The organism is Ligilactobacillus sp. UO.C109 (genome assembly GCF_026847815.1).
GTDB classification, from domain to species: domain Bacteria; phylum Bacillota; class Bacilli; order Lactobacillales; family Lactobacillaceae; genus Ligilactobacillus; species Ligilactobacillus salivarius.
Genome location: NZ_JAPSFH010000027.1, coordinates 248472 through 266604 on the forward strand (window position 1 = coordinate 248472; position 18133 = coordinate 266604).

Below are 18133 nucleotides of genomic sequence, written 5' to 3' on the forward strand. Positions count from 1 at the left end.
AGTAATGATAGAAAAATTTAGGAAAAATATTTCTCCGCCCCTACTAGCCTGTGTTTTAGCAGCAATGATAGTGGGGTATTTGTTATTTGTATCTCCAATTAATGGATATGCAGATAACGGGGATTTTGCCAGGGTAATTTATATCAATGGAATCTACCCATTAGATACGAAGAATTACCAGTATACAACTTATTTAACGCAACATTATGGTTTATTTAAATACTACAATGAACATATTGCGATGTTGTTTTCTTCGCAAGGTATTTTTGTAAAAACAGCAGTATTATTAAATAAGTTATTCTACAGCAAAACAGTGTTTGATATTAGGTTTATGGGATTAGTTTATTACGTCTTTTATTTAGGGGCAATTTACTTACTAACTCTAGCTGTGACAAACTCAAACAGGCGAAAAAATGTAGATTATGTAATAGCGTTAATTGTAGTTTTTATGTTTGCTGATTCATCGCTGACATTATATTTTAACTCTTTTTTCGCTGAACCAGTTATGATAATAGCAATGATGTATATTACAGCTTCCTTATTATTACTGATGAAAAAACATTTTGTTCGTAGTTGGTATATGCTAGCAGTGTATTTTTTAGCATCATTAGCATTGGTAACTGTTAAACAGCAAAATGCACCAATAGCATTGAGTTTAGTTGTGGTTACGATCGGAATTTATTTTGTATATAGAAACAAACTTTCTAGGTTATTAATTCCGATTTCTTGTTTAATCTTGCTGGGATCAGGGATTGCGACTTATGTAATGATTACAGATCAATTCAGTAATATTAATAGTTACCAATCAATGACTCGAGGGGTAATGTTAAAAGAACAAGATCCTGGTAATTCTTTAGAAAAAGGTGGAATATCTCGTCAATATGGATTGTTGAAAGGAGATATTTATACTCAAACTTATGCCGCAACATCTATTAAATCCAAAAACATAACCAAGGACTTTATTCCAAAATATAATTTTGCTTGGATTTTGAAATATTATCTAACACATGAACAACAATTTAATGAAATGTTAGACGTAGCTGCACGCGATGGCTACCTGGTACAAATTAAAGCGGTCGGTGATTTTACTAAAAAATCTGGTGCAAAGCCGCATCAACAAGTACAATACTTTACTTTATATGGAGCGATGATGAAAGCCTTCTTTCCTAAAAAGTTTGCTTTCTATATGACATTATGTGTAGTTTTAGTTGCTTTATATATAGTAATTTTTGTTATTAGCGTAAAAAGTAATGAAATGGAATCTGCAATTAAAGTTTTTATGGTAATTGGATATACAACAATGGTAATAGGGACCTTTATTACAGCGGTTGTTGGTGACGGTGATGCTGATTTAGCCAAGCATTTATTGATGGTACCTTTATCATTAAACTTAATTTTCTTGCAGATAATTTCAGATGTCTTACATCATAATTTTTGGCATCCTTCGAGGGAGGGTGAATATTGAAAAGATATTTATTATTAATTTGTTTGTCAATCCTCAGCATCTTGAGTATACATATTCCAGTACAGGCGGATGATAACCGACCAGTTTTGTTAGTGTATGATAGTGAAAATGTCTATTATAACGGTTCTAAAAAAATCGATTCTGTGCAAAGAATGTTAACGGCAGACGGATTAAAGGTAAAAACAGTTATGTTAGAAAATTACCGAAGTGGAGAATTGAGCGACAACAAATATCGGGGAGTAGTAACTCTGATTAATTGGCAGGAAGCTGATTTAAGTAATAATAGCTTTACACATGATAGAGCTAAATTCTCAGGTACTAAATTGCATATTGGGCCTAATTTACAAGATGATGAATTAGAAGGCTTACATGCAAAAAAAGGTATGATTATTAAGCAGCAGTTAACACTGTCAGATGATGGAATAACAGAACAGATACCATATACTAATCGAATGGAATATTTGGTAGACGTTGCTGGTAGTGATAAATATGGTGTTTTGAATACGCAAAATGTAGGAAATCAAAAAACTTTACCATATGGGGTCAAAGTAGATAGTAATGCCTTCCTACCATTTTGGAATACTAGTGGTTTAGCAGTTAATTGTGAAGAGAAATTAATTGCTGATTTGTTTAATACGAAGACAGATAGTAGGCCATTATTAGTAATTAATAATGTTACACCAACAAGTAATCTAGAATATCTTGATAAGTTAGTTGATGATTTATATCGTAATAATATTCCTTTTGCAGTCAGTGCAACTAATGTCGAAGGTAATACCAATCAATTTGCTTATAAGAAATATATGTATTCTTTAAGAATGATTGAATTGAAAAATGGAATTATTTTTATGCGAGTACCATATTTATATTCCTATACTGGCAAAGAAATTAATGCGCAGAATTTAAAGGCAACAATGAGTGAACGTCTGCAATTAATGGTAAGAAGTGGTGTTTATCCAACTGGTTTATCTACGCCTAATCATTGGAATCAGGATGCAGTTTTAGGAAAAGTCGGATTAAAATCAGCTTCTAATGTTTTGCTACTGCCAGATCCTAAAACATATCCAAAAGTTAAGCAAACGGATTATAGTCAAGAATTTGATAAGGCATATTATGTAATGTCTTTAAAAGATTTGGATAAGGCTAAAACGACGGTATCTTTGACTAAAGCAAATAATTTAAATTACACTTTACCGACAGCCTTGAATATAAAAATGCCACGAACATTGTCGGAATTACGTAAGGTTGAGAAGAGTGTCTCGAGATCAGAATTAAATTGGGAAAATCCAGCTGCAGAAGATAATTCAAGAGAAATGAATTTTGCAAAAATGAAGTTGGAATACCATGCTGGAACGTATTTTGTTAATGGTAATGAACAAAATATTAGTGATACTGCTCCAGTTCAAAAGAAACATAAACACAAAGAATACCAAGAAACTGGTTTGAATTTGATCTTATCTTATCAAGGTAAATTCTTAACAGTCTTCATTTTAGTAACTTTGATAGGCTTTGTCTTACTTATTTATAAAGGTCGCAAAGTTTATTGGGATAAATTTAAAAGAAAGTAGGAAAGTAGTTGTCATTACTTGATATATTATTATTTATCAGTATTTTTTCAATTTGGACAATTTTAGCGGTTAATGTTGTCTTGATTTTTGCTGGTTATATGAATTATTTAACAATGAAAGTTCATGATAAATTACCAGCAGATGCACCATTTGTAACAATTATGGTTCCTGCACATAATGAAGGTATTGTAATTGTTAGAACGGTAAAATCATTGCTAGCATTGGATTATCCTCAAGATAAATATGAAATTATTGTAATTAATGATAATTCATCTGACAATTCAGCCGAGCTTTTAGCACAGGTGCAAAGTAAGTATCCCAACCGAAATCTTAAAATTATCAATACTGATAATATAACTGGGGGAAAAGGAAAGTCTAATGCTTTAAATATTGGCTTAAAAGAGGCCAAAGGATCTATTATCGCAGTTTATGATGCTGATAATACTCCTGAAAAACAGGCATTACGTATTTTAGTATCTGAATTATTAGCTGATGATAAAGCTGGAGCAGTAATTGGAAAATTCAGAACACGTAATAAGAATGCTAGCTTATTAACACGATTTATTAATATTGAGACTTTGTCATTTCAATGGATGGCACAAGCAGGTAGAAAAAAACTATTTAATTTATGTACAATACCAGGAACTAATTTTGTTATTCGTCGTAGTTTACTGGAGAAAATTGGTGGTTGGGACGTAAAAGCCCTAGCTGAAGATACAGAAATAAGTTTTAGAACTTATTTAATGGGTTATCACATTAATTTTCAACCGGCAGCTGTTACCTGGGAACAAGAGCCACAAACTTTTGTGGTTTGGTTTAGACAAAGAACGAGATGGGTTAAAGGTAATATTTATGTGATTTTAAAAAATTTGAAATTACTATTTAATCCTAAGAGTAAGGCTATTCGCTTTGATTTGATATACTTTTTATCAATTTATTTTCTATTAATGACATCTTTAGTTATTTCAGATACGGTTTTTGTTTTATCAGTATCTGGATTAGTTCATACATCAATTAATGGTTTTAGTAATTGGTTATGGTTCTTTGCGGTTATCTTATTTGTATTAGGAACTTTTATAACTATTACAACAGAAAAGGGTGAGATGACGCTCCAAAATTTATTGATCATTGTTTTGATGTATCTAGTCTATAGTCAAATGTGGTTAATAGTAGCCTTTTATGGCATGATCATGTATGTTCAAGAACAAATTTTTCATAAAAAAGCTAAATGGTATAAAACACAGAGGTATGAATAGAATGAAGAAAGAATTATTCATTACGATTTTATCAATGTTAGTTTTGATAATTTCGTGGTGTACACAAGTTAAGGCAGATGACATGAAGAGTTATACGCAACCATTTCAAAATTCAACACAAACTCTTTCAGGAAAATCTGTATCAGATAATACATATTTTACAAAAATTGATTACTGGGATGTTAAGAAAGCAACTTTAAACTTGAGTTACCAAGTTTCACAAATTGCTGATGATCAAACATCTGACATTACAGTATCAATTAATGGGGTTAAATTTTACTCATTTAGACCTGAAATAAAAGATGGTGTTCAAACTAAGCAAATTGATATTCCTCTAAACTTAATTAAAGGGGCAAATAATCTTAAAATTTACGGACAAATTTTAAATAAGTCTGACAAATCAACAGTTAGTGTACAGACACCTGCTAATTGGTTAACAATTTATGAAGAGTCAAATGTTAACTTCCAATATAATTTAAAGCAACCAGATTATTATTTGAAGTCTTTCTATAATCATTTTTCAGGGGCAGATACTATTTCATTTGGACAATCTGTTATTGCAGTTCCTCAACAACCTAGTGATGCTGAATTGTCAGCTGCAACTTATGCTTTAACAGGGGTAACTAGAACAATCGCAACAGATACAGACAAGGTTAGAATCTTGCCATACAATGATGGTAGAGTTAAGGACGCGGATTATCGCGTTATTATCGCTAAATATGATAATTTACCTAAGAATTATAAGGGTAAGTTCTCGGTAGATAAATTGAAAAATCGTGGTTGTTTAAGATTAGTGTATAGTAAGAATAAATACACATTGATAATAACAGCTTTAGATGATGAAATGTTGCAAAAAGCAACTCGTTTTATAGCTAATACAGAATTGATGACAGAAACTAAAAAGCCAGTTAAGTATGTAAGCTCTAAGACAGCAACTTATATGTCAAGCTTACATTACGATGGCAGTTACCAATTGACTAATCAAGGAGCAACTTTAACTGGAAGTGGACATCACGAAGAAACATTCTTTGTTGCTTTACCAGCTAGTCAAAGCAACTCCTATGGTAGTAAGGTAAAATTGAGTTTGAAGTATTCAAAGAACTTGAATTTTAACAACTCTTTAGCAACTGTATATATCAATAACCGCAACATTGGCAGCTATAAGTTAACTAAAGATAATGCTGATAATGATGAGCTAACCTTCAATATTCCTAATAATATGAAAATAGGTAGTGGTTTTTCTGTCAGAGTAGCTTTTGATCTAGAACCAAGTCAAATTACTAAGTCAGATAATAGTGAAACACCTTGGGCAGTAATCAATACTAACTCAAAGATTTTTGTTAAGTCTATTGAAAAGAACGACATCCTATTTTCAAATTATCCAAGTTTATTCATTAGAAACAATACTTATAGTAACTTAGCAGTTGTTAAGCCTAGAAAGATGACAACAAATGATTTTGAAGCATTATCTAATATTTTCAATTTGATTGGTATCTATGCTAAGAGCAATACTGGAAAAATTGAATTCTATAGTCAACAACCTGATGATGAAACATTAAAGAACAGTAATGTAATCGTATTGGGAACACCTAGTCAAAATTCTATGATTAAGAACTTAAATGACAAACTTTATTTCCAATATAATAAAAAATATACAAGCTTTATCTCTAATGAAAAATTGAGTATCGAATATGATTATGGTAAGACAATGGGTACAGCTCAATTATTGCGCTCTCCTTACAATGATAAGAGAGGTATGTTAGTTGTAACAGGTATTACATCTAAAGACGTTTATCTAGCATCAACACAAATTAATTATCAAAAGACCATTGTTGAACATGGTGGCGATGCAATTGTGGTGGATAATGATAATAATATTTATAATTATCGTTTCAAGAAGAAAGCTGATTTAGATAAAAAGGTATCTTTGAAGCAAACAATTCACAAAAATACCAAGTTGATCATTTACTTAGTAATTGCTTTAATTTTTGTTGCTTTGCTAGCTGCAGCAATCTTTATGGTTCTATGGAAAAATAATCTGTTAAGAAAGGATAAAAATAATGAGAAGAAATGAGAATTATAGTTTAAATACTGATATTTATATTATCTCGTTGTTAGTTTGTTCAATCATGACAGCTATTTTCGTTGGAATTTCATCTAATTTGATGATTTTGAATTGTGTTTTCTTAGCAATTACTTGTTTCTTAGCATTGATTACTTATTTTCTCGGCCTATTAGCTGGATTAATCTTTAATTTACTGTTTGTCTTTATTCAGGGAAGTTATGTTTTATATGCAGATGTGGTCTTAGGAGAAGAACTAGATTTATGGTTAATTGTTTGGATTTTCTTACCATTGATTTGGTCATTATTAGTAAGCTTTATGACACGAAATCTTCAAAAACTACAAGAAGAAAATCTAAGTCTTAGAGAAAGTAATGCACGTAATCTGGGATATAATAGTGAAACAGACTTGCGTACCATGAGATCTTATCGTCAAGACGCAGAGGTATTTATTGAAACTCATAAACGTTTTGATATTCCTGTTTCAACGGGAATAATTTCAATTCGTTACTTCCATCAAATTATGAATATTTTAACTGAAGAACAACAACATCATTTGATCAAAAAATTATCAGATATTTTATCTGAGAGTTTTAGAAATAATGACATTGTTTACAGTATTGATGGTGTAGGTGGTGTACCTCAATGGGGAGTTCTATTATTCGCGGATTATGATGGAGCGATGGTAGCGATGGATAGAATTAAGCAAAGAGTAACTACTTTACTACGTGAAGATAAGGAATTAGGAAAGTATGATATTCAAATTTCTATTGGAGTTGTTGAATACAATGAAGATAAGATAAAGAGTGTCAGCCAATTTATTGACTCTGCTCAGCATGTACTTCAATACGACGTTTAGTTATATAAGTTGAATTGTATATTGAAATTATTTACATAATGATAATATAAGTATATAATTTAGCTAGTGGGATTAGATTTGACTAGAGGAGGAGATGGAATGAATTCTACTTTAAACATAGCACTGGATAATCTAACTTTAGCATTTCAACCTATAGTCAGAATAGTTAATGAAGATACATTTGAAATATCTGATTACGAGGTATTGTTGCGGTCGAAGGACAAGAAGAGTTTCCCTGCTACAATATTTGAAAAGATTGTAAATAATGAAAGTTGTAATCAAATGTTTTGGGAATGGTTTACTCTTGAAATAAAGAAAGTTTTAACAGACAAAAAAGTTAGAGTAGATATAAATATTGATCCACATCAATTTTTGTATCAATCAACCTGGGATTTTTTGGATAAAATGGTTGAGTACAACCAGCAAATTACAATTGAAATTACAGAGCGTGTATCGCAAGAATTAAACTTGAAAAAGGGTTTAATTGATACAGTTAAGCATATAAAAGATTTAGGCTATCGTGTAGCTTTAGATGATATTAGTTCCGGTCAGTATAGTTTTAAAGTTGTTCAAGAAAATATCAAAGGTATTGATAGGGTTAAGTTATCCTTGTTAATTTTTAATGATGATAGTACAGCTTCAAAAACAAAGAATCTATTCATTTTGTCTTGGCTGAATTTTGCAAAGACCAATAATGTTGAATTAGTAATTGAAGGTATTGAAGATGATGTTGCAGCTAAGGAAATGCTGTGCCATAATATTAAGCTACAACAAGGTTTTTTCTGGCAAGTACCTCAAGATTATATAAGTCCCAAAGAAGTACATAGTTTTAAAGAATTTGAATAAGTAGCAGAAGAAACTAGAAAATAGTTTCTAAATGAGAATATAAATTCGACTCTTAGTTTTGTAAATGCAAGATTGAGAGTCGAATTTTTTATTTTTGTAATGTATATGTATGGTAACTAATGATAGGGAGCAAAAATTAATCCTAGTATTAACTTTTTAAAATAAAGCTGGTATTCTTAGAATAGATTAATAGTTGGATTAGGAGAAAGTTTATGAAGAATATTTATGTTGTTGGAGCTGCGCTAATAGAAGATGGTAAATTATTAGTTACTAAGAGAAATAGTGATCGTATATTAGGAGATTTATGGGAATTTCCTGGTGGCAAAATTGAACAAGGTGAGCTACCGAAAGAAAGTCTTAAGCGTGAGTTAAAAGAAGAGTTTAATGATGAGATTATTGTAGGAGAAAAAGTTACCGAAACAGCAAGCTATGAATATGAATTTGGAACAGTACATTTGACAGTTTATTATGCTAAATTTTTGTCAAAGAATTTCGATTTAATTGCCCATAGTGAGGTAAAATGGATTGATCCGGCAGAAGTTTCAAAATTAACTTGGGCTCCAGCAGATATTCCTGCTGCTAAAGTAATAAGTAAAATAAATTTAAATGGGGTAAAATTCGATGCAGTCGACTAACCAAAAAATAAAGAATGCAATTTTGAATTCTTTTTTGGACAAAAATATATTTGAACAAAATGATGAATATGCTGCCAAATTAATTGCTAATACCAAAGATGAAACAATGTATAATCGTATCTTGGATGAAGTTCAACATTGTAAATCTTTTACATTTGCGGTGGCTTTTATTGAGAGTGGTATTCTTAACTCTTTAAAGACAGTTTTGAAAGATCTGAATGTTCAAGGAAGAATATTGACATCTACATATCTATACTTTAATAAACCTCAGATGTTTAGAGAATTATTAAAGCTACCAAATGTTGAAATAAGAGTCTATGAACAGAATCATGGTAAATTTCATGCGAAAGGCTATCTATTTCAACATGAAGGTTATCAGTCTGCGCTAGTGGGAAGTTCTAATTTTACTGCTGGTGCTTTAAAAGTAAATAAGGAATGGAATTTACTTTTTACTTCTCATAATAACGGAAAACTCACAGAAGACATAGCTTCAGAAATAGAGGAACAATGGAAAGGAGCTAGCAAATTATCTCCTGAGTGGATTGATGAGTATGAGAAAAAATACAAGATTCAAAATAAACCTGCGATAAAAGTTGTTTCTCAATCGGTAGATGAAGATAACAGTAATTACTCTATAATTAAACCAAATAAGATGCAAAAAGAGGCATTGGAAAATCTACAAAAATTAAGGCTTTTGAGAGAAACAAAGGGTTTAATTATCTCTGCAACAGGGACTGGTAAAACATATTTAGCTGCTTTAGATGTGAAAAATTATAATCCTAAACGCTTTTTATTTGTAGCTCATAGAGAACAAATACTAAAGAAATCCTTAGATAGTTTCCATAAAGTACTAGGTGGAGATAAAAAGACAAATTATGGAATATTATCTGGAAATACTAAAAATACTGATGCAAAATATTTATTTGCAACAGTTCAAACTTTGAGTAAAGCTGAAAATTTGAACCAGTTTAAAAGAGATGAATTTGATTATATTTTAATTGATGAAGCTCACCATGTTGGGAGTAAAATATATGGGAAATTACTAGACTATTTTACTCCAGATTTCTTGTTAGGAATGACAGCCACACCTGAACGAAGTGATGATAAGAATATTTATGAATTATTTGACTATAATGTTCCTTATGAGATTAGATTACAAGAAGCATTGGAAGAAGAAATGTTAGTACCTTTCCACTATATAGGTGTATCTGATTATACATACAATGGCGAAGTTATTGATGATAATACTAATTTGAAATATCTGGTTAGTGAAGAACGAGTAAAATATGTCGTGGAACAAAGCAAGTATTATGGCTATGATGGCGATGTACTACATGGCTTAGTTTTCGTTAGTAGAAAAGAAGAAGCAGATGAAATTGCTAAGTTACTAACCAAATATGGATATCCATCACAAATGTTAAGTGGTGAAGATAGTCAAGAACAACGTGAACAAGCTATTGAAAAACTAAAAAATGGAGAATTAACATATCTAGTTACAGTAGATATTTTTAATGAAGGGATAGATATTCCTTTTATAAATCAGGTAATTATGATGAGAAAAACAGAATCTGTAATAGTATTTGTTCAACAATTAGGTCGAGGTTTAAGAAAGGCTCAAGGAAAAGAATATTTAACGGTTATAGATTTCATTGGTAATTACAAGAATAATTATTTGATACCAGTAGCGCTGACAGGTGACCAATCTAGGACACGTGAAGGCATTAGAGAACACGTTGAAACTGGACAAATAGAAGGTTTATCGACAATTAATTTTGAATTAGTTGCCAAAAAGCGAATTTTGAAACAGTTGAGAGGAAAGAAAAATCTCTTTACTTTAGAGATAAAAAAGGATTATCAAGAATTAAAGAGACGTTTGAATAAAACACCATTGATAGCCGATTTTATAAAGAATAACATGGTTGCTTCACAAGCTATTTTGTCTATTTTGAATAAAAAAGGTAATTATAATGATTTTCTTCTTAAGGTTGATAAAGACGCTGCTTATTCATGGGAAAATGATTATTTAGATAAGACCCTTACTTTTATTACATCAGAATTTTTAAGTGGAAAAAGAATACACGAATTATTGTTATTGCAAAAACTTTTAGACAATGGTGTGAGTTCTAGATCAGAGTTGGAAAAACTAGTAGTTGATAATGGAAGTTACTGTAATGATGATGTATTGAATAGTGTGGAAAGAATTCTAACTCTAGAGTATTACAAACCTAAGAGTTATGATGATAAGAATGATAAAGAGAAAAATAAAACAGAATTCGCTAAATTAGGTGGGCAAGCATTAATTGAAATCGGTAATAATAAGGAATATCGTTTCAATAAAGAGATCTCTGAATTGTTAGAAAAGGATCATGGCTTTAAAAAGCTCTTTGTAGATGTTATTAAAGCTGGATTATTGAATGCTCGTGAATATGATAAGAAAAATATCTTTACGATAGAAAAAAGATATACTAGATCAGACGTCAATAGATTATTGAATTGGCAGAGAAAAATACCAGCTCAAAGTATAGGGGGATACTTTATTGAAAATGGTTATTGTCCAATTTTTGTAACTTATGTGAAGAGTAATGATATAGAAGATTCTATTAAGTATGAGGATAGATTTATATCTAATGGCAAAATTCATTGTTATACAAAAAATGGAAGGAAATTAGGAAAAGGTGAAACATTAAAGATGTTTGCCGGAGTTAGTGAAGGAAACCCCAAATTAACATATTTGCTTTTCGTAAAGAGATCAGATGCTGAAGATGATGATGAGTTTGTTTACTTAGGAACAGGTAAAGTAACAGCTGATTCTCTGAAACAAGAATATAGAGAAATAGATAAAAAAGGTAAGTTAGTAAATACACCAATTGTTTCGTATGATCTTAAGTTAGATACTCCAATCTCACTTACAAGATATAGGATGCTGACTGAAGGAAGTAATGGGTAAACAAAGAAAAAATGTAGAAGAATTTAGTTGCTAATGAATAAAATTTACAAGCAAATTTTTTATGAGCATATGGGTTAAGGTTTATGAAGGATTTGAAATATATGAGCAAAAAATCTTTATCCAATTTTATTCATGAAATTATAATTTAGTACCTCATAATTGTTAGGTAAAACTGACAGTTATGAGGTATTTTTTATTGTGAAAATGAATTTTGAGCAATGAAATGAGTACGCTTTTTGCAGTTTCTAAGTCGCAAATAGCGGAACATTTAGATGTAAGATTCGTTATATTTAAAGTGGTTAGAAGATATAAGTCAGGAGGAAATTAGTATGCCAATTACATATAACGAACAAAGCAGAGAGTTTCACTTGTATAATAACAAAATTAGTTACTTAATTAAAATTTTAGCTAATGAACAGCTAGGACAATTGTATTTTGGGAAGCGTATTCCTAACAGAGAAAATCATGACTATTTAGTAGAGAATACATATCGCCCAGTTACTTCCTATGTTTTTGATGATGACTATTCATTTTCATTAGGAAACGTAAAACAAGAATATCCAGCTTATGGTACGACAGATCAACGACGTCCAGCACTTGATATAAAACAACCTAATGGCAGTCGAATTACTGATTTTAAATATGTTTCTCATAAAATTTATGCTGGAAAGAGAAAATTAACGGGGTTGCCAGCAACTTATGTAGAAAATGAAAGTGAAGCAACTACACTTGAAATAAATTTGTATGATGAATTAATTCAAGTTACATTGTGCTTACAATATACTATTTTTGAAAATAGTGCTGCAATTGCTAGAAGTGTGAAGTTTAGTAATAATAGTGATCAAAAATATCAGTTAAAAACGGCACTAAGTTTAAATTTAGATTTGCCGGATGCTGATTATGAATGGTTACAATTTTCAGGTGCTTGGGGTCGAGAAAGACACTTACATAAGACACCTTTACGTCCAGGAATTCAAGCAATAAATAGTGCTAGAGGTGCTTCAAGTCATATGCAGAATCCTTTTGTTATCCTAAAAAGACCATTTACGACAGAAGAACAAGGTGAAGCTTTAGGGGTTAGTTTTGTATACAGTGGTAACTTTTTAGCCCAAGCAGAAGTAGATGAATATTCAGTAACTCGTTTACAAATTGGAATAGATCCATTCCAGTTCAGTTGGTGTTTAAGCCAAATGAAACGTTCCAAACACCAGAAGCAATTTTAGCTTATACTAGCGAAGGATTAAACCAACTTAGTCAGACTTTCCAAAAATTGTATACGACTAGGCTAGCTCGAGGATATTGGAGAGATAAAGAACGTCCAATTTTGATTAATAATTGGGAAGCTACTTATTTTGATTTTACTGAAGAGAAGCTATTATCAATCGCGAAGAAAGCAAAAAAATTGGGAATTGAATTATTTGTATTAGATGATGGTTGGTTTGGAGAGAGAACAAAAGAAACAGCAGGTTTAGGTGATTGGTACGTTAATCGAAATCGATTAAAAAATGGAATTTCAGGTTTATCAAGGAAAATTCATGACTTGGGAATGATGTTTGGTTTATGGCTTGAGCCGGAAATGGTCAATAAAGATAGTGATCTCTATCGAAAACACCCAGACTACATTATTGAAACACCTAAACGACACGCTTCACATGGTAGAAAACAATACGTTTTAGATTTTTCAAGGAAAGAAGTAGTTGATAATATTTATGAGCAGTTAGTTAAGATTTTAGATGAAGGTGAGATAGATTATATTAAATGGGATATGAATCGTAATATTACTGAATGTTATTCAATAGCTTATCCTCCAGAACAACAAGGAGAAATCATGCATCGCTACATTTTAGGTGTCTATAATTTATATGAACGTTTAATTGAACGCTATCCCAAAATTCTATTTGAATCTTGTGCAAGTGGTGGTGGGAGATTTGATGCTGGAATGTTATATTATGCTCCACAAGCTTGGACGAGTGATGATAGCGATGCAATTGAGCGTTTAAAAATTCAGTATGGAACGAGTTTTGGATATCCGCAAAGTATGATGGGAGCACATGTTTCAGCTTCACCTAATGAACAACTCGGACGAAATACACCATTGAAGATAAGGGGAGATGTTGCTTTCTTTGGAGCTTTTGGATATGAACTTGATTTAGATAAATTAAGTTCAACAGAGTTAGCAAGTATTAAGAAACAAATCGAACTTATGAAAAAATATCGTAGTATATTCCAATATGGCACTTTTTATCGCTTAAAGAGTCCTTTTGAAGGAAATATTGTATCTTGGATGGTTGTATCTGAAGATAAATCACAAGCAATAGTGGGATACTATAAGATTTTAAATGATGTAAATTGTGAATACAGACGATTATACTTGCCAGGATTAGAAGCAGATACTCTATATAATGTCCAAGAAGAATTAGGTTCATACTTAGGTAATTTTACTGGTGACGAGTTAGCTAATATAGGTTTGGTTACAACAGATGCCTCTGCTGGTCAAAATCAAGAAACAACTGATTTTTATAGTAAACTATTTATTTTAGAAAGGTGTGGGGAATTAAGTGACTAGACTGACAAAAAAACGCATAATGGCAATATCTGGAACAACTTTATGTGGTTGTTCTGTGGGAATTTTACAAGATTCATCTTTAGGCTTGGATCCATTTAGTTGCTTTGTTACGGGAATTGCCAATATTTTTGGTAGTAGTTATGGAACTTTTTACTTAATAGTAACTTCTATTTTATTGCTTGTTGTAATCTTCTTAAAAAGAAGTTATCTTGGCTACACCACACTGGCTAATCTACTGTTAACAGGAATAATAGCTGACTATACATTAGCTTTTTTGAATGGTTTTGTAAAAGCTCCAACATATTTAATTCGAATCATACTATTACTGTCAGGGTTAGGTTTAATGTGTTTAGCAGCTTCATTATATTTTACGGCAGCATTAGGTGTATCAGCATATGACGCGATTGCTTTAATATCTGCAGATAAATATAGAGCATTACCTTTTAAATATCATAGAATTATAACAGATGGCTTTTGCGTAACAATAGGTTTAATCTTTGGAGCTACTGTAGGAATAGGAACTTTAATTACAGCTTTCTTTATGGGGCCTATGATTCAGTGGTTTAATAATCATATTTCTGAGCCACTGCTAAGATAGTAAAAAAGAGTTTCTAGCATTAATGAAAATCATAATGTTAGAAGCTCTTTTTGTTGTAGTCTGAAATCACTAGGTGTTAAACCATAGGTAGCTTTAAAAGTTCTTGCCAGGGAGTCCGCTGGTAGCCACATTTTTGAGAAATTTCAAGCAAAGAAAGATTTGTTGATTCAATTAAATGTCGTGCTTGTGTAATTTTATAATTTTTCAAATAGGTTTGAAGTGTCATTCCTGTTACTTTCTTAAATCTCTTACCCAGATAACTTCTATCTAGTCCGATCATTTGTGCCAATGAAGCAGCTGAGATGTTAGGAAAGTTTTTATTAATTAAAGAAATAGCTTTCTCAACATAAACATCAGAAATAGAAGTGGTTGACTTACGAGATATAATTGTAGCATTAGAAATAATACTCAAAAATTCCAGCAAATAACTAAGATTGAGTAATTTCTTTGTCGTTGAATTAACTGACTTTAATAACAATAAATTAACTAACTCAATTAAACGTTTGGGATCATTTAGACTGAAAATTGGTTCACGTTGATTTAGTGGAATTTGCTGCATAAGTTGATCAGCAAAATTACCAGAAAAGCCAATCCACACATAAGACCAAGGTGTATTTTTATCGGCAATATAGGTCGTTTCTTGTCCTGGTTCAATTAGAAAACCTTGTCCAGCATGTAATTTGTAGATTGATTGATCAGTTTTAAATGTTCCAGAACCAGCTAAGATGTAGTGGATAAGGTAAATATGGTCTAACTGCTGGTCCATACTTATGTCCACTCAACGTATCTGAGCGTCCTACATTTGCTAGTTGTAATTGATCACTTGGAACTGAAATAAAGTTTAATGAAACTGCTTTTTCCATTTAATCACCACGATTAATCATAGCATAAAATAATAAAAAAGACCGAGAAAATTCTCAGTCTAGTTTAAAGCATTAAACAAAATATACTTGTTTAGCTGCGATATATTTCAAAATTTCTTTTAGCTCAGCTTCAGTTGGATAAGCAAAATTATTCATAAAATCAATCTTGCCATCTTCTGCTAATAATGGAGAACTAATGGTCAAATCATCAGTAATATGAGCTTGAGCTTCACGTTGAATTAAAGTTTTATCTGTTGCAGCAGGAGAGCCATCTTTAAAATCAAGTTGTTTGAAATAAGAAATTAACTCAGCATAGCCAGGTAGCCACTTAATTTGATAATCTAGGCGATGTGCTAAATCGTCAATTTTTACCAATTGTTCAGGATCAAAAGGAGTCATTTCCAAATAAATTTGAGTACTATCTGCTTGTTCTAAAGTTTTCTCAATATTTTTTAACTGGCCAGTTTTAGAGAGATAATTATCACTATCATCGCAATCTTGATAACCTAAAATCAAGTAGTCCAATTTTTGTTGAGAAAAGAACTTTTTCCAAGCTTTAATACGTTTTTTGTGGATTCCATGAATATCAAATTTAGCAACATAGCCTAATTTTTGATGATCATGTTCCAAATAGAGAGCTATTGATCCCCATAAACCATCATCGTTATTGAGTGCAGTAATTTTCAAATCAGCAACGGGCACAGCAAATCCATAAGGAAGAACCTTTAGATCTAAATTTAAATTAGCTATTAGTTCAAATTTAGTTAATTTTTGTAATAGTAAAAATAAATTTTGAGATACAAATGTTTTTGCGGGTAAAGTTGCTTGCTGCAAATAAGCTAAGTTATCAGCTGACAAATGACTAATAACCACAAATTTCTCTTTAGGACTATCAACATTAATATAATTGTCGAAAAAGATAATTGCTTCATCAGTTTTAACAAATTTGTTTTTAAAATTATATTCCATAATATGACCTCATTAAAGATTGACATCAACTTTAAATGATAATGGAGATAGGGCGGTTGAAGCTGTAATTAGTTTAGCTATCAACTCATTGTATTTATCAAGACCAATTTGTTGGCAAGCAATACTTTCTGTTGTTAGATAATCTCTTAGTTCTTGACCAGAAAGCGTAAGAGCTTTAGCGTCAATTTCATGAACTTTATTGTTAAGTAAGATTGCAACTTCTTTTTGAGTATCTTTTAGCATTTTGCCAAATTCTTTGTAATGTGCATCAACTAGGACGCCAGCTAATTTATATACCCAATAAGCAGATTTGTCATCATAAGTTTCACTACCAACTTTGTATGCAGGGTGGACATCAGTAGCTGCAGGATAGAATGGAATATAAGAACTTTGAGCAGTTACACCCATTGCTAACCATTGAATACCACGTACATCAACAGGCATACCACTTCTGATTTGTAGAATATGTGATTCTTGAGTGGCAGCCAAACTAATAGGACGGAACTTATGACCATCAGCATTATCATTGTTTAATGGATCATATGGTGTATTTTGGTAGTGAGAACCTAATACATAGGCAATATCATCTAAATGGAGTAAACGATTAGCTTTACGGATGAAAGGTAATTCTTCACTCATTGGATCTTGATCATTATCACCAGAAAGGTATTTTTGACCGTACCATACACGAGGAGTGCTATAAATTTCATCGCTATATTCATGTGTACCAAAGACATTACGGAAGTTAAAATTATCAAAATCAACTTCAAAATGATTTTGGTATACAAATTGTACAATACCCTTGGAATACATGAAATTATCAGGATCGTCAAGATCGACTTTTTGGATAGCTAATTGATTAGCTACTACTGCATAGCAATCATCTGGAATACGTTGTGCAACCCAATGATGACCACTACCACTTTCAAAGTACCAAACTTCATCTTCATCAGAGAAGAGGACACCGTTTGTTTCACTAGTACCATATTTTTCAATAATGCTTCCTAGACGTGCAACACCTTCACGTGCAGACTTAATATATGGAAGAACAACGGTCACCATTGCTTCTTCACTAATACCATTTTCAACGAGTGGATCAGCACCAAGTACACGTGGATTGGAGTAGGCACTTTCAGTAGCACTCATTGCTACACCATATTCATTAATTCCATCTTCTTCGAATAAACCAAACTTATCAGTCCATTCAGGAGTAGCAGAGTATCTAAATCTAACCTTAGGAAGTGGCATTGTAAACTTGTTATCGTTTGATACAAAAACTTGCTCTTCTTCGAATTCTTTATGCTCATGAACAGTAAGATGTTTAGGCCAAGCAGTTTTAGCATCTTCATTACGAGCGATGATAGTTGAATTGTCGGCCATTGCTTTTTTCCCAACTAAAATGCTAGTACAAGCAGATAATTTTTTTTGAATTTTCACAATTTTCGCCCCTTGTATAAATATTATTACTGTATTAATTCTAACATATCGCAAGAATGGAT

Annotated in this window: 13 protein-coding genes and 1 pseudogene; 10 read left to right on the forward strand and 4 right to left on the reverse strand. The window is 31.5% G+C overall.

Annotated elements, in window-relative coordinates; translation table 11 throughout:
- Positions 1-4: 4 nt before the first annotated feature.
- The 10 genes and pseudogenes from wsfD (at position 5) to OZJ21_RS05455 (ending at position 14802) form a co-directional block, all read left to right on the forward strand.
- Positions 5-1465: a glycan biosynthesis hexose transferase WsfD gene (gene wsfD, locus OZJ21_RS05410; protein ID WP_087366512.1), complete on the forward strand. Its 1461-nt coding sequence runs from the start codon at positions 5-7 to the stop codon at positions 1463-1465.
- Positions 1462-3033, forward strand: coding sequence for a hypothetical protein (locus tag OZJ21_RS05415; protein WP_268857544.1), 1572 nt, complete (start codon positions 1462-1464; stop codon positions 3031-3033). The genes wsfD and OZJ21_RS05415 overlap by 4 nt, the downstream gene beginning before the upstream one ends.
- Before the next feature lie 8 nt (positions 3034-3041).
- The gene (locus tag OZJ21_RS05420; RefSeq protein WP_003707595.1) at positions 3042-4289 is read left to right on the forward strand and encodes a glycosyltransferase family 2 protein; all 1248 of its coding nucleotides are present in this window, start codon (positions 3042-3044) and stop codon (positions 4287-4289) included.
- 1 nt (position 4290) lies between these two features.
- A complete protein-coding gene (locus tag OZJ21_RS05425) occupies positions 4291-6363 on the forward strand; it encodes a cellulose biosynthesis cyclic di-GMP-binding regulatory protein BcsB (RefSeq protein WP_193524404.1) in 2073 nt (690 codons plus the stop codon).
- Complete coding sequence (locus OZJ21_RS05430; RefSeq protein WP_201897609.1) at positions 6350-7210, forward strand: GGDEF domain-containing protein; 861 nt, start codon at positions 6350-6352, stop codon at positions 7208-7210. Before OZJ21_RS05425 ends, OZJ21_RS05430 begins: the two co-directional genes overlap by 14 nt.
- 99 nt (positions 7211-7309) lie before the next feature.
- Positions 7310-8056, forward strand: coding sequence for an EAL domain-containing protein (locus OZJ21_RS05435; RefSeq protein WP_160993822.1), 747 nt, complete (start codon positions 7310-7312; stop codon positions 8054-8056).
- Between the two features lie 212 nt (positions 8057-8268).
- Positions 8269-8691: a (deoxy)nucleoside triphosphate pyrophosphohydrolase gene (locus OZJ21_RS05440; protein ID WP_193524269.1), complete on the forward strand. Its 423-nt coding sequence runs from the start codon at positions 8269-8271 to the stop codon at positions 8689-8691.
- On the forward strand, positions 8678-11638 hold the full coding sequence (locus OZJ21_RS05445; protein WP_268857545.1) for a DUF3427 domain-containing protein: 2961 nt from the start codon (positions 8678-8680) through the stop codon (positions 11636-11638). The genes OZJ21_RS05440 and OZJ21_RS05445 overlap by 14 nt, the downstream gene beginning before the upstream one ends.
- A 329-nt stretch (positions 11639-11967) precedes the next feature.
- Positions 11968-14204: pseudogene (locus OZJ21_RS05450) on the forward strand (alpha-galactosidase).
- On the forward strand, positions 14197-14802 hold the full coding sequence (locus OZJ21_RS05455) for a YczE/YyaS/YitT family protein (RefSeq protein ID WP_268857546.1): 606 nt from the start codon (positions 14197-14199) through the stop codon (positions 14800-14802). Before OZJ21_RS05450 ends, OZJ21_RS05455 begins: the two are co-directional and overlap by 8 nt.
- 76 nt (positions 14803-14878) lie before the next feature.
- Here OZJ21_RS05455 and OZJ21_RS05460 read toward each other — a convergent pair whose 3' ends face one another.
- From OZJ21_RS05460 to OZJ21_RS05475, 4 genes are all read right to left on the reverse strand, one after another.
- Positions 14879-15568, reverse strand: a complete 690-nt coding sequence (locus OZJ21_RS05460; RefSeq protein ID WP_268857547.1) for an AraC family transcriptional regulator — start codon at positions 15566-15568, stop codon at positions 14879-14881.
- Positions 15504-15665, reverse strand: a complete 162-nt coding sequence (locus OZJ21_RS05465) for a hypothetical protein (protein ID WP_268857548.1) — start codon at positions 15663-15665, stop codon at positions 15504-15506. The genes OZJ21_RS05460 and OZJ21_RS05465 overlap by 65 nt, the downstream gene beginning before the upstream one ends.
- Positions 15666-15737: 72 nt before the next feature.
- Positions 15738-16634, reverse strand: a complete 897-nt coding sequence (locus tag OZJ21_RS05470) for a hypothetical protein (RefSeq protein ID WP_268857549.1) — start codon at positions 16632-16634, stop codon at positions 15738-15740.
- Positions 16635-16646: 12 nt separating this feature from the next.
- Complete coding sequence (locus tag OZJ21_RS05475; protein WP_081538048.1) at positions 16647-18071, reverse strand: C69 family dipeptidase; 1425 nt, start codon at positions 18069-18071, stop codon at positions 16647-16649.
- Positions 18072-18133: the final 62 nt, after the last annotated feature.

What these genes read in the sequence shown, in the direction of transcription:
- OZJ21_RS05425 (WP_193524404.1), top strand. Translation starts at nt 4,291, where the DNA reads ATGAAGAAAGAATTATTCATTACGATTTTATCAATGTTAGTTTTGATA.
- OZJ21_RS05470 (WP_268857549.1), bottom strand. Translation starts at nt 16,634, where the DNA reads ATGGAATATAATTTTAAAAACAAATTTGTTAAAACTGATGAAGCAATT.
- OZJ21_RS05430 (WP_201897609.1), top strand. Translation starts at nt 6,350, where the DNA reads ATGAGAAGAAATGAGAATTATAGTTTAAATACTGATATTTATATTATC.
- wsfD (WP_087366512.1), top strand. Translation starts at nt 5, where the DNA reads ATGATAGAAAAATTTAGGAAAAATATTTCTCCGCCCCTACTAGCCTGT.
- OZJ21_RS05445 (WP_268857545.1), top strand. Translation starts at nt 8,678, where the DNA reads ATGCAGTCGACTAACCAAAAAATAAAGAATGCAATTTTGAATTCTTTT.
- OZJ21_RS05460 (WP_268857547.1), bottom strand. Translation starts at nt 15,568, where the DNA reads ATGGACCAGCAGTTAGACCATATTTACCTTATCCACTACATCTTAGCT.
- OZJ21_RS05465 (WP_268857548.1), bottom strand. Translation starts at nt 15,665, where the DNA reads ATGGAAAAAGCAGTTTCATTAAACTTTATTTCAGTTCCAAGTGATCAA.
- OZJ21_RS05440 (WP_193524269.1), top strand. Translation starts at nt 8,269, where the DNA reads ATGAAGAATATTTATGTTGTTGGAGCTGCGCTAATAGAAGATGGTAAA.
- OZJ21_RS05435 (WP_160993822.1), top strand. Translation starts at nt 7,310, where the DNA reads ATGAATTCTACTTTAAACATAGCACTGGATAATCTAACTTTAGCATTT.